A 12,717-nucleotide genomic window follows, 5' to 3' on the forward strand; every position below is an offset into this window, starting at 1 on the left:
AACTGTGACCTTCACTCCGCAGTCCATGCCCGACCAATTCGCCCCGCTTCGCGCCGCGGTTCGATACGGACTCATCGGACTGGTGGTGCTCACGGTGGTGAGCGTCGGAATCGCCGTCGCGGCGGCCGGAACACCTGGTCTGTGGGGATCCCTCATCGGTGTTGCCATCGGCGGAGGCTTCGTCATCACGACGGCGTTGTCGGTGGCGCTCACCACGCGTTTTCCGGCCTCGGCAGTCGGAGCACTGCTTCTCGGCGGTTGGTTGGTGAAGATGGTGATCGCGCTGATCGTGTTGGTCGCACTCAAGGACGCCGACTTCTACAATCGGTATTCCTTGGGGCTGACGATTCTGGGAGCGCTCGTGGTCGTGCTCGGTGCGGAGGTCTTCGGGGTCGTCAAGACGAAAGTCGCCTACGTGGACAGCGTTCCCACCGAGGACAAGACCGACGATCGGTAGTACGACAGCCTGTCGTAATCGGTTAAGCTGAGGGCCGCCTACACAACGTCGTAGTTCTGTTGATAAAGTTTGCATCAAGCGGTGGGCAAGACTGGGACGAAAGAGACTTTTTCCCTGGACTGGACCCCCGCAGGTAGCAGTCAGCGTGAGCTTCCTTACAGTAGGCCCGGAGTCATCGACTTCGGCAACGTAAGGTTCCGCCCTGAGAGTTGCCGAGTCGACGTGAGTCGCCGACACCCGACAGACGCTTGGCCGATGAAGACCGGGCCTCAGCCTCTGACGATTGCGAGCCGATTTTCGTCGACTTGATAGATCGTCATTGTCCGATCGAACCGCAGTCGTTACCCGGCTGCGGCCCGAACACGGGAGAGACCGCTGAGCGTCACCACCCTGGCTGCGGAATACAGTCCGCCGTCACTATCCGATTTCTTTCCTCCCGCGGTGCTGTTCGAGGGGACCCCGTTCGAGCTCGACAGGCTGATGCTCATCCGCATCCTGATGTCGGCGATTCTGATCATCTTCATGGTGGTTGCCCTCCGCAGCCCGAAGATCGTTCCGCGTGGTCTTCAGAACGTCGGCGAGATCGCTCTCGATTTCGTTCGGATCCACGTCGCAGAAGATGTGCTCGGTAAAGAACAGGGTCGTCGATTCCTGCCCGTCATCATGACCATCTTCTTCACGGTGTTCGCGGTGAACGCGAGCGCTGTCATTCCGTTTCTGAACATCTCGTCGAATGCCCGCATCGGTCTACCGATCGTGCTCGCTGCGGTCGCGTACGTCGCGTTCATCTACGCAGGTGTCAAGAAGTTCGGTGTCGGGAAGTTCGTCAAGGGCACCATCGTCATCCCGGGCATTCCGCCGGCGATGCACGTGCTGCTGATCCCGCTGGAGTTCGTCTCGAACTTCGTACTCCGTCCGTTCACACTGACGGTGCGTCTGCTCGCCAACATGCTGGCCGGCCACATCATGCTCGTGCTGTTCTTCAGCGCGACCCAGTTCTTCCTCTTCGAGGCGTCGGCCGGGCTGAAGATCTTCGCAGCACCCTCGCTCATCATGGGCTTCCTGTTCACGATGTTCGAGATGCTGGTGATCTTCCTCCAGGCCTACATTTTCGCGCTGCTCACGGCGATCTACATCGATCTGTCGCTGCACGCCGACTCGCACTGACCGACCAACTGACCGAACCAGCTACACCGCCACCTCCGACACCCGGATGTGGACCGAAGAAAGGGAACGGAAAACCCAATGAGCCTTGAAGTTCTGGCCCAGGCGCAGGAAATCACCGCAAGCGGATACGGCGCCATCGGCTACGGCCTCGCAGCCATCGGCGGCGGCATCGGCCTCGGCCTCGTCGTCGCCAAGAACATGGAAGCAACCGCTCGTCAGCCCGAGCTGGCCGGTCAGCTCCGTACCACCATGTTCCTCGGCATCGCATTCACCGAGTCCCTCGCCCTGATCGGCCTCGTCGCCGGCTTCATTCTCTGAGAGCGCGATGACAAACGCGATTACGTTGCTGGCGGCGGAGGGGGAGGAATACAACCCTCTTCTGCCCGCAACCTACGACATCGTTTGGTCGATCGTCTGTGTCGCGGCAATCGGCTTCCTCTTCTGGAAGTACGTGGTGCCGCGCTTCACCAAGGTTCTCGCTGAGCGTTCCGAGCTCATCGAAGGCGGAATCAAGAAGGCCGAAGAGGCACAGGCAGAGGCCAAGGCTGCTCTCGAGCAGTACCACGCTCAGCTGGCCGACGCCCGTTCCGAGGCCGCGCAGATCCGTGAGGAAGCGCGTACCCAGGGGCAGGCGATTCTCGCCGAGATGAAGGAAAAGGCGCAGGAAGAAAGCGACCGGATCGTGGCCGCAGGTCACAATCAGCTCGTTGCTCAGCGTCAGCAGATCGTCACCGAACTTCGGGGAGATCTGGGACGCACGGCCGTCGAACTCGCTGAGAAGGTCATCGGAGAGCAGTTGTCCGACGACGCGAAGCGTTCCAGTTCGATCGATCGCTTCCTCAACGAGTTGGATTCCGTCACCGCGGACTCCGCATCCGGAAAGTGAGTCGAACCATGTACGCAACTTCTCGTGAGGCACTCGCCCGCACGCGGTCGGTTGCCCACGAAGCTCTGGGGTCCGCGTCGGCAGGCGAGGCAACAGCCGTCGCTGCTCAGACCGGTGCCGAGTTGTTCGCCGTCGTCGAGACCCTCGACGCGCAGCGCACGTTGCGTACCGCTCTCGCCGACTCGTCGGTCGAGGGCGTTCGGCGAAGCGATCTGGCCGGAGAGGTCTTCTCCGGCCAGGTGTCGAGTGCAACGGCGACGATCGTCAAGGCCGCTGCCGGCGAAAGCTGGTCCACCGCTCGCGACCTGCTGAACTCGCTGGTCGAGCTGGGACGTGAAGCTCTGCTTCGCGCCGCGGCCGATCAGGATCAGTTGGACACGGTCGAGGACGAGCTGTTCCGCCTCGGGCGGATCGTGGCAGGAAACCCGCAGCTCGAGCAGGCCCTCTCGGATCGCTCGAAGCCCGCGCAGGCCAAGCGTGAACTGCTCGGTCGCCTGCTCTACGGCAAGGTCACCGCGGTCACCGAGGCGCTTGCAGTTCAGGCTGTGACGCGTCCGCGAAAGGCTGCTCCCGCCGACGTACTGAACGGACTGGCCGATCTGGCCGCCGAGCAGCGCGACCGCGCGGTCGCCCACGTCCGCAGCGCAGCACCACTGAGCGACAGTCAGCTCGAGAAGCTGACGGCCACCTTGACCCGCACGTACGGCAAGCAGGTCACGGTGCATGTAGAGGTCGATACCGAACTGCTCAGCGGACTTGTCGTTCGTATCGGCGACGAGGTCATCGACGGTAGCGGGGCAGGCCGCCTCGCTGCATTGCGAAAGACGCTCAAATAGTCCGACACGGACACAGTAACGAGAAGAAGCGTCTCGACTTTCGAGACATTTCACCCCGCGATCATTTGAAGGAAGAGCAGGAAACACTATGGCGGAGCTGACGATCTCCTCCGACGAGATCCGTAGCGCGATCGATAACTTCACCGCGAGCTACTCACCGGAGTCTTCCCGCGAGGAGGTCGGCACGGTTACGGACACGAGCGACGGAATCGCTCACGTGTCCGGATTGCCGTCGGCGATGTCCAACGAACTCCTGGAATTCCCCGGCGGAGTCCTCGGTGTCGCGCTGAACCTGGATGCCACCGAAATCGGTGCCGTCATCCTCGGTGACTACGAGCACATCGAAGAAGGCCAGGAAGTCAAGCGCACCGGAGACGTGCTGTCGGTCCCCGTGGGCGACGGCTACCTCGGCCGCGTCGTGGACCCCCTGGGCAAGCCCATCGACGGCCTCGGCGACATCGAGTCCTCCGAGACCCGCGCCCTCGAACTGCAGGCTGCCTCGGTGCTCGAGCGTCAGCCCGTCGAGGAGCCGCTGCAGACCGGTATCAAGGCGATCGACGCCATGACCCCGATCGGCCGCGGCCAGCGTCAGCTCATCATCGGCGACCGCAAGACCGGCAAGACCGCGGTCTGCATCGACGCGATCCTGAACCAGAAGGCCAACTGGGAGAGCGGCGACGAGAAGAAGCAGGTTCGCTGCATCTACGTCGCCATCGGCCAGAAGGGTTCGACGATCGCAGGCGTCAAGGCTGCACTCGAAGAGCAGGGCGCACTCGAATACACGACCATCGTCGCGGCTCCCGCGTCCGATTCGGCCGGCTTCAAGTGGCTCGCCCCGTACACCGGCTCGGCCATCGGCCAGCACTGGATGTACCAGGGCAAGCACGTCCTCATCGTGTTCGACGACCTGACCAAGCAGGCCGAGGCGTACCGCGCCATCTCGCTGCTGCTGCGTCGTCCGCCGGGCCGCGAGGCATACCCCGGTGACGTATTCTACTTGCACTCCCGTCTGCTGGAGCGTTCGGCGAAGCTGTCCGACGAGCTCGGTGGCGGATCGTTGACGGCTTTGCCGATCATCGAGACCAAGGCCAACGACGTCTCGGCGTACATCCCGACCAACGTCATCTCCATCACCGACGGCCAGGTCTTCCTGGAGTCGGACCTGTTCAACAAGGGCGTCCGTCCCGCAATCAACGTCGGTATCTCGGTGTCCCGAGTCGGCGGCGCGGCACAGACCAAGGGCATGAAGAAGGTCTCCGGATCTCTTCGCCTCGAGCTCGCTCAGTTCCGCGAGCTGGAAGCCTTCTCTGCGTTCGCGTCCGACCTCGACGCGGCCTCCAAGGCTCAGCTCGAGCGCGGCGCACGTCTGGTCGAGCTGCTCAAGCAGGATCAGTACGCCCCGGTCGCCGTCGAAGATCAGATCGTCTCGATCTGGCTCGCAGGGCAGGGAACGTACGACTCGGTTCCCGTCGGCGACGTGCGTCGCTTCGAGACCGAGCTGCTCGAGGACCTGCACCGCAACGCCAGCGGCGTCTACGACGGCATTGCCGGTGGCAAGGCTCTCGACGAGGACAACCAGAAGGCACTGACCGAGGCGACCGAGAAGTTCAAGGCCGGATTCGTCGACTCGGACGGCAACCGCGTCGTCAACGAGGCCGAGGCAGACACTCTGAACGCCGACGAGGTCAGCCAGGAGCAGGTCAACGTCACTCGCAAGACAGTCAGCAAGTAGGCCTGCGATGACAGATGCCAAGACGAGCACAGAAGGGAGCGTGAACAGCTAGATGGCAAGCATTCTCGAGCTTCGCTCCCGCATCAAGTCGGTCAACTCGACCAAGAAGATCACCAAGGCACAAGAGTTGATCGCGACATCGCGAATCACCAAGGCTCAGGCTCGCGTTGCCGCATCGAAGCCGTATGCGGAAGAGATCACCAAGGTGCTCTCCGCGTTGGCGAGTGCATCGAGCTCGCTCGATCACCCGCTGCTCAACGAGCGACCCGAGCCCAAGCGTGCCGCGGTTCTGGTCGTGACCAGCGACCGCGGTATGTGCGGCGGCTACAACTCCAACGTGCTCAAGGAGACGGAGGAGCTGTTCCAGCTGCTCCGCTCCGAGGGCAAGGATCCGGTCATCTATGTCCTCGGCGCAAAAGGCCTGGGCTACTACACATTCCGTGAGCGGGACGTGAAGGGTGCCTGGACGGGCTTCTCTCAGGAGCCCGGATACGCCGACGCGGCCAAGGCCAGTAGGCACCTGGTCGAACTGTTCATGGCCGGCTCGGGCACCGAGGTCGAGGCTCCCAACGGTGAAGGCACCGTCGAGGGCGTGGACGAGTTGCACATCGTCTACACCCGCTTCGTGTCGATGCTCACGCAGAAGCCCGAAGTTCGCCGTATGGCACCGCTCGAAATCTCGTACACAGACGAGGAATTCGAGATGGGTGCGGATGCGCTGAGCGACTCACCGACCGCAGATGTGCAGGCACAGTATGAGTTCGAGCCGGAAGCGGGAACCCTGCTCTCGGCGCTGCTGCCCAAGTACATCAGCACCAGGATCTATGCGTCGTTGCTCGATGCAGCAGCGTCGGAGTCCGCGGCGCGTCGTACCGCCATGAAGGCAGCGACGGACAACGCGAACGAATTGGTCGAGACCTTGAGCCGTCAGGCCAACCAGGCTCGGCAGGCCCAGATCACCCAGGAAATCAGCGAAATCGTCGGTGGCGCCAACGCGTTGGCCGACAGCGCAGGAAGTGACTAAGCAATGACCGCAGCAGTAGCCCAAGAGAACGCGAGCGGAGCGGACACTCAGTCCGGCCGTGTCGTTCGGGTCATCGGCCCCGTTGTGGACGTCGAGTTCCCGCGCGGCTCGATTCCCGCACTGTTCAACGCCCTCAACGCAGAGATCACTCTGCCGACCGTGGCCAAGACCCTGACGCTCGAGGTCGCACAGCACCTCGGTGACAACTTGGTTCGCACCATCTCGATGCAGCCCACCGACGGACTCGTCCGCGGCACTGCAGTCATCGACTCGGGCAAGCCGATCTCGGTTCCCGTCGGTGACGTCGTCAAGGGCCACGTGTTCAACGCCCTCGGTGACTGCCTGGACACCCCCGGACTCGGCCGCGACGGCGAGCAGTGGGGCATCCACCGCAAGCCACCAGCCTTCGATCAGCTCGAGGGCAAGACCGAGATCCTCGAGACCGGCATCAAGGTCATCGACCTCCTGACCCCGTACGTCAAGGGCGGAAAGATCGGTCTGTTCGGTGGTGCCGGTGTCGGCAAGACCGTTCTGATCCAGGAAATGATCACCCGCATCGCACGCGAGTTCTCGGGCACCTCGGTGTTCGCAGGAGTCGGCGAGCGCACCCGTGAGGGCACCGACCTCCACCTGGAGATGGAAGAGATGGGCGTGCTCCAGGACACCGCCCTCGTCTTCGGCCAGATGGACGAGCCGCCCGGCACGCGTATGCGCGTGGCGTTGTCGGCACTGACCATGGCGGAGTACTTCCGCGATGTTCAGGGACAGGACGTTCTTCTGTTCATCGACAACATCTTCCGCTTCACGCAGGCAGGTTCGGAGGTGTCGACCCTTCTCGGTCGTATGCCGTCGGCCGTCGGTTACCAGCCCACGCTGGCGGACGAGATGGGTGAGCTCCAGGAGCGCATCACCTCGACCCGTGGACGCTCGATCACCTCGCTGCAGGCGATCTACGTTCCCGCCGACGACTACACCGACCCGGCTCCGGCCACGACGTTCGCGCACCTCGATGCGACGACCGAGCTCTCGCGTCCGATTTCGCAGATGGGTATCTACCCCGCTGTGGACCCGCTGAGCTCCACCTCTCGCATCCTCGAGCCCGGCATCGTCGGTGCGGAGCACTTCCGCGTCGCCAACGAGGTCAAGCGGATCCTGCAGAAGTACAAGGAGCTGCAGGACATCATCGCCATCCTCGGTATGGACGAGCTTCAGGAAGAGGACAAGGTTCTGGTCGGCCGTGCACGCCGCCTCCAGAAGTTCCTCGGCCAGAACTTCATCGTTGCCGAGAAGTTCACCGGCGAGGCCGGTTCGGTCGTGTCGCTCTCCGACACCATCGAGGCATTCGACAAGGTCACCAAGGGTGAGTACGACCACCTTCCCGAGCAGGCCTTCAACAGCTGTGGTGGTCTCGACGATGTCGAGGCAGCCGCGAAGAAGATGGCCGGAAAGTAGACCGACGTGACTTCTTCCGAGAAGAGCGGCATGGAGGTCTCCCTGGTCGCTGTGGAGCAAAAGCTGTGGTCCGGTACCGCGACCATCGTCAGCGCTCAGACCACCGAAGGTGAGATCGGCATCATGCTGGGCCACGAGCCTGTCCTCGGGCAGTTGATCGAGGGCGGCACGGTGTCGATCACGACCACGGACGGCGAAAAGCTCATCGCAGCCGTCCACGGTGGATTCCTGTCGGTGACCGGCAAGACGGTCACCGTGCTGGCAGAATCGGCCGATTTCGCCGACGACATCGATGTCGAGGCGGCACGGGCTGTAGTGGCAGAGAACGGCGACGACCTCGAGGCCATTGCTGTGGCCAAGGGTCGTGTCCGCGCTGTCGAGCGGTCCTAGGTTCACGAGAAGCCGCGACGAGACCTGCGATGCACTACGGATTGATTGTTCTGATCATTCTGGTTGTGCTGCTCGCAGGGCTCGTCGCGGCTTTTGCGTACCGTCTGATGGTTCTACGGCGCGGGGGAACCGCCGCGATCATGCGGGTGTTGCCGACGGACGGTGGTGCCGGTTGGCGTCACGGCATCATTCGGTACGGAGACAACACGCTCGTTTTCTTCAAGCTGTCCAGTCTCCGCCCCGGCCCCGATCATCGGCTGGGTAGGCAGGACATTCACGTGGGTGATCGACGAGCCCCACGAGACACCGAGTTCGACATCATGACACCGGACATCGCCGTGTTGGAACTGTCCGACAATGGTAAGTATTTTGAGATCGCCCTCGACAGAAGTGCGTTGACCGCTTTCCTGTCCTGGGTCGAATCTCGTCCCTCCGGCCGATCGCGTCGCCGCCGACCGGCGGCCTGATCAGCTGTCGCCGGTAGTCGCGTCGCTCGAGGCGCGGCTCGACCCGGGAACCCACTGGACGTCGCCCTCGGGGTTGGCGTATCGGCTCAGAATGAACAGCAGATCCGAGAGCCGGTTGAGGTATTTCGCCGGCAATGCACTCGTTGTTTCCGGGCTAGCGTGCACCGCAGCCCATGCCGACCGCTCCGCCCGTCGGGCCACCGTTCGCGACACGTGTAGCAACGCTCCCAGCGGCGTTCCTCCCGGCAGAATGAACGACGTCAGTGCGGGGAGATCCTCGTTGAACTCGTCGCACCAGCCTTCGAGCCGGTCGACGTAGCTCTGATCGATGCGCAAAGGCGGGTACTGCGGATTCTCGACGACCGGAGTCGACAGATCGGCCCCCGCGTCGAAGAGATCGCTCTGGATGGTGCGGATCACCGAATGAACCGATTCGGGCGGGTTGCCGAGGGCGAGAACCACACCGAGACTCGCGTTGGTCTCGTCGCAGTCCGCGTAGGCAATGAGTCGTTCGTCGTTCTTGGACACTCTCGAGAAATCACTCAGCCCGGTGGTCCCGTCGTCGCCGGTTCTCGTGTAGATGCGGGTGAGGTGGACGGCCATGCGCGCTACGGTACCGCGCGGGTGTCGGCCGGTCCCGCTGGCTACGCTGTCGAGGTGAGTGAACGCTTTTTGGTCAACGGTGGAAATCGCCTCGTCGGTGAGGTGGCGGTCGGTGGTGCGAAGAACAGCGTCCTCAAATTGATGGCGGCAGCGCTGCTGGCAGAGGGCACCAGCACGATCACCAACTGCCCCGACATCCTGGACGTGCCATTGATGGCAGAGGTGTTGCGCGGGCTCGGCTGTGAGGTCGAGTTGGAGGGATCGGTCGTTCACATCACCACTCCGGCCATGCCGAAGTATCACGCCGATTTCGCGGCGGTTCGCCAGTTCCGAGCTTCGGTGTGCGTGCTGGGGCCGCTGGTTGCGCGGTGCAAGAGAGCTGTCGTCGCACTGCCGGGCGGAGACGCGATCGGGTCGCGTCCCCTCGACATGCATCAGTCCGGTCTTCAATTGCTCGGGGCACGCAGCGAGATCCAACACGGATGTGTCGTTGCGGAAGCAGACGAATTGCGCGGCGCTAACATCAGACTGGCGTTTCCGTCCGTCGGTGCCACCGAGAACATCTTGATGGCCGCAGTCCTGGCCACCGGGGAGACGGTGATCGACAACGCCGCGCGTGAGCCGGACATCGTCGACGTATGCAACATGCTGAACGAGATGGGTGCCGACGTCCGCGGTGCAGGCACCTCGACTTTGACCATTCGTGGTGTGAGCGCGCTGAAGCCGACGACCCATCGGGTGATCGGCGATCGCATCGTCGCCGCCACGTGGGGAATCGCTGCTGCCATGACTCGTGGGGACGTGCGAGTCCGCGGTGTGAACCCCAAGCACCTGTCGTTGGTGCTGGACAAATTGAGGTCCGCAGGCGCAGAGGTCACCAGCGAGCCCGACGGCTTCCGCGTCGTGCAACACGAGCGACCGCGCGCGGTGAATTTTGCGACGCTTCCGTATCCGGGGTTCCCGACCGACCTGCAGCCGATGGCCATTGGACTTGCGACAGTCGCGGACGGTACGTCGATGATCACCGAAAACGTCTTCGAGGCACGATTCCGGTTCGTCGAGGAGATGATCAGGCTCGGGGCCGACGCGCGCACCGACGGCCACCACGCCGTGGTTCGCGGTGTGCCACAGCTGTCCAGCGCACCGGTGTGGTCCTCCGATATTCGGGCCGGGGCCGGCTTGGTTCTCGCGGGACTGGTGGCCGACGGTACGACGGAGGTGCACGACGTGTTTCACATCGATCGCGGCTATCCGCGATTCGTCGAGAACCTGAGTGCACTCGGTGGCAGTATCGAGCGGGTCAGCTGAGCAGCGTAGCTTCCAGCGCCTCGACCAATATGCTTATCGCATAGTCCAATTCGTCGTCGGAGACGGATCCGTATCCGACGACGATTCCACCCCGGGCTGTGTGGGAGCGGGTCGAGTGTTCGAGCGTCGGTACGTCCACGCCCCTCGCGGCGCATGAGGTAGCGACGTCGCGCGCTGCGGCACTGTCGAGTATCAACACGGTATGCAGGCCGGCTCCGACTCCGCGAAGTTCGCCGAACCTGGCCAGCGCGGCCGCGACCAGGCGGTCGCGGGCTCGATAGAGCCGCCGGGCCGTTCGGACGGCTCTGTCCCATTCGCCGTCGCGCAAGATGGACGTCATCGCATGCTGGACGGGAACCGAGGGATGATCGCCGATCACGCGGCGCGTTGCCGAGATGCGGTCGACCATCGACCGAGGTGCCACCATCCAGCCGAGACGGATCCCGGCACCGAGGGTCTTGGATACGGTGCCGAGGTACACGGTCCGGTCGGGTGCGAGTTCGACCACGGTGGGCAAAGGTGCTACGCCGTAACGGAATTCGGAGTCGTAGTCGTCCTCGATGATCATGGAATCGTTGCTGTGAGCCCAGTCCGCCAGCGCACGTCGACGGCCGATGGGCATGAATGCGCCGGTCGGATATTGATGCGACGGCGTGACGTACACGGCCGGTGTTCGTGGGGGAGTCGAGTCGAGTTGTTCGACGATCAGGCCATCGCGGTCGACGGGGACGTCGTGCAAGGACCACCCGCGATGTGTCGCGAGCGCAGCGGCGGATTTGTAGCCTGGATTCTCCAGTGCCAGAACGTGTTCGACCGATTCGGCAGCGGAAAGCGCACCCAGGGCCAGGTCGAGGCCGTGAATGCTGCCCGTCGTGATCACGATCGACGCCGGTGTGGTGTGCAGCCCGCGGGCGCGGCGGAGTAGATCGGCGACGCGAGTCCTCAGTTCGAGCGTGCCGGCGGAATCGGGATAGTCGCCGGGAGGTGGTGTGCCGCCGACGTCGCGCCACGCGCGCTTCCAGGCATCGGATGCCGAGGGCGGAGTCCACGGGATTCCCGGACGGAGCGATATCCGCGGGGGTGTTCGTGGTGTGGTGTGTGCGCTCGACGCCATCGCAATCGATCGAGGTGCGCGGGGGATGTGTCGGACATAGTTACCCGAACCGCGTCGGGCATCGAGCCAACCTTCTGCGACAAGCTGTTCGTAAGCCTTCTCCACGACTGCACGCGCGATGCCCAGATCGACGGAAAGTGCTCGGGTGCTGGGTAATCGAGAATCGGGCTGCAGGTCTCCGTCGTCGATTGCGGACCGGATGCGATCCGCCAGTTGGACGGGCAACGTCCGAGCGTCGGCGCGATCGAGGGTGATCGACAGGGAGATCGGGAGCATGGGGTTGTGGTCTCTTTCGGTATCCGCGTCGAAGTGGCCTGAACAAAAGCAGCTCTATTGGACTATGACGAAAGGCCACTCGTCCCGCATCCTGGAAACCATGACAGTCGACGACGTGCCTCTTTCCCCGACGGCGCGAACGGTAGTGATGCGGGGGAGGCATCGCGCCGGCCTCGAACGCGCAGCGTTGCTCGACGTACTGCGCTCGGCGCGCATATGCCACATCGGCGTGATCGTGGATGGAGTGCCTCGCGTCGTACCTACCGTGTTCGGCGTGGATCCCGCCGGTCCGGACAGGGAAGGCACGCTGTATCTGCATGGATCAGTGGCGTCACGCAGCATGATCGACGCTCCGGATCAGGACATCTGCGTCACTGCGACTGTCGTCGACGGGCTCGTCCTGGCTCGATCGGCATTTCATCATTCGATGAACTATCGAAGCGCCGTTGTGGTCGGACGACCTCGCCGAGTGGAGGACGCCGACGAACGGATTCGAGCATTGGACGCGATCGTCGAGCAGGTGGTCCCCGGAAGAAGCATTCACCTGCGTTCACATACTCGGAAAGAGCTTGCAGCCACCGCGGTTCTGGCGCTTTCGATGTACGAGGCATCGGTGAAGTCGCGGTCAGGTGGACCGGTCGACGACGACCTCGACATCGAGCGGGGAGACGTATGGGCCGGAGTTGTTCCGGTGTGGGAGGCGCTCGGCGACGCCGAACCTGCCGCTGATCTCGCGGGGGACATTGCGGTGCCGGAGCACGTGGACGGTGTGCGCCGGAACGCGACTCGGGGGTGAACGATGTTGCCGCAGTGAAGGTTCGGGCTGTGGCTGGCATCACACGCGCACCCTGCAGCGTGTAGTGGGCGCGATGACCCGACGCCCCGGGGCCGAGCTGCGCGAATACCCCGCGAGCATGGGTCGACCTGCCGATTTGCGTTGGTGTGGTTGGTGGCGTAACTTTTGTCGAGTCAGAGCGACGGACACCGACCCGGTCTTCACGGACT

General features: G+C 63.4%; 14 protein-coding genes. 12 read left to right on the forward strand and 2 right to left on the reverse strand.

Annotation, left to right across the window (positions count from 1 at the left end; translation table 11 throughout):
* Positions 1-25: 25 nt before the first annotated feature.
* The 10 genes from R4P47_RS18090 (at position 26) to R4P47_RS18135 (ending at position 8,411) form a co-directional block, all read left to right on the forward strand.
* Positions 26-457 (forward strand): hypothetical protein, encoded by a 432-nt coding sequence (locus tag R4P47_RS18090; RefSeq protein WP_188078865.1) that lies wholly within the window; start codon positions 26-28, stop codon positions 455-457.
* A 441-nt stretch (positions 458-898) separates the two neighbouring features.
* A complete protein-coding gene (atpB, locus tag R4P47_RS18095) occupies positions 899-1,624 on the forward strand; it encodes a F0F1 ATP synthase subunit A (RefSeq protein WP_032393520.1) in 726 nt (241 codons plus the stop codon).
* A 78-nt stretch (positions 1,625-1,702) separates the two neighbouring features.
* Positions 1,703-1,942, forward strand: coding sequence for an ATP synthase F0 subunit C (locus tag R4P47_RS18100; protein ID WP_008715092.1), 240 nt, complete (start codon positions 1,703-1,705; stop codon positions 1,940-1,942).
* A 7-nt stretch (positions 1,943-1,949) separates the two neighbouring features.
* Complete coding sequence (locus R4P47_RS18105; protein ID WP_032393521.1) at positions 1,950-2,510, forward strand: F0F1 ATP synthase subunit B; 561 nt, start codon at positions 1,950-1,952, stop codon at positions 2,508-2,510.
* Between the two features lie 8 nt (positions 2,511-2,518).
* Entirely contained in the window at positions 2,519-3,346 is an 828-nt protein-coding gene (locus tag R4P47_RS18110) for a F0F1 ATP synthase subunit delta (protein ID WP_149408026.1), read from the forward strand.
* Positions 3,347-3,434: 88 nt separating this feature from the next.
* Complete coding sequence (atpA, locus tag R4P47_RS18115) at positions 3,435-5,078, forward strand: F0F1 ATP synthase subunit alpha (RefSeq protein ID WP_317785345.1); 1,644 nt, start codon at positions 3,435-3,437, stop codon at positions 5,076-5,078.
* Between the two features lie 52 nt (positions 5,079-5,130).
* Positions 5,131-6,102, forward strand: coding sequence for a F0F1 ATP synthase subunit gamma (locus tag R4P47_RS18120; RefSeq protein WP_094638680.1), 972 nt, complete (start codon positions 5,131-5,133; stop codon positions 6,100-6,102).
* Positions 6,103-6,105: 3 nt separating this feature from the next.
* Complete coding sequence (gene atpD, locus R4P47_RS18125; protein ID WP_094638681.1) at positions 6,106-7,554, forward strand: F0F1 ATP synthase subunit beta; 1,449 nt, start codon at positions 6,106-6,108, stop codon at positions 7,552-7,554.
* Positions 7,555-7,584: 30 nt separating this feature from the next.
* A complete protein-coding gene (locus R4P47_RS18130) occupies positions 7,585-7,944 on the forward strand; it encodes a F0F1 ATP synthase subunit epsilon (RefSeq protein ID WP_037193376.1) in 360 nt (119 codons plus the stop codon).
* Positions 7,945-7,973: 29 nt separating this feature from the next.
* Positions 7,974-8,411: a DUF2550 domain-containing protein gene (locus tag R4P47_RS18135; protein WP_068048245.1), complete on the forward strand. Its 438-nt coding sequence runs from the start codon at positions 7,974-7,976 to the stop codon at positions 8,409-8,411.
* Here R4P47_RS18135 and R4P47_RS18140 read toward each other — a convergent pair whose 3' ends face one another.
* Entirely contained in the window at positions 8,412-9,014 is a 603-nt protein-coding gene (locus tag R4P47_RS18140; protein ID WP_317785346.1) for a cob(I)yrinic acid a,c-diamide adenosyltransferase, read from the reverse strand.
* A 54-nt stretch (positions 9,015-9,068) separates the two neighbouring features.
* Here R4P47_RS18140 and murA point away from each other — a divergent pair, with 54 nt between their 5' ends.
* A complete protein-coding gene (gene murA, locus R4P47_RS18145) occupies positions 9,069-10,322 on the forward strand; it encodes a UDP-N-acetylglucosamine 1-carboxyvinyltransferase (protein WP_094614651.1) in 1,254 nt (417 codons plus the stop codon).
* Here murA and R4P47_RS18150 read toward each other — a convergent pair.
* Positions 10,315-11,712 (reverse strand): PLP-dependent aminotransferase family protein, encoded by a 1,398-nt coding sequence (locus R4P47_RS18150; RefSeq protein ID WP_317549838.1) that lies wholly within the window; start codon positions 11,710-11,712, stop codon positions 10,315-10,317. The genes murA and R4P47_RS18150 overlap by 8 nt on opposite strands.
* 100 nt (positions 11,713-11,812) lie before the next feature.
* On the opposite strand from R4P47_RS18150, the gene R4P47_RS18155 reads away from it, so the two are divergent.
* A complete protein-coding gene (locus R4P47_RS18155; RefSeq protein ID WP_317785347.1) occupies positions 11,813-12,508 on the forward strand; it encodes a pyridoxamine 5'-phosphate oxidase family protein in 696 nt (231 codons plus the stop codon).
* Positions 12,509-12,717: the final 209 nt, after the last annotated feature.

Source organism: Rhodococcus sp. IEGM 1370 (assembly GCF_033142325.1).
In the GTDB taxonomy this organism is placed as follows: domain Bacteria; phylum Actinomycetota; class Actinomycetes; order Mycobacteriales; family Mycobacteriaceae; genus Rhodococcoides.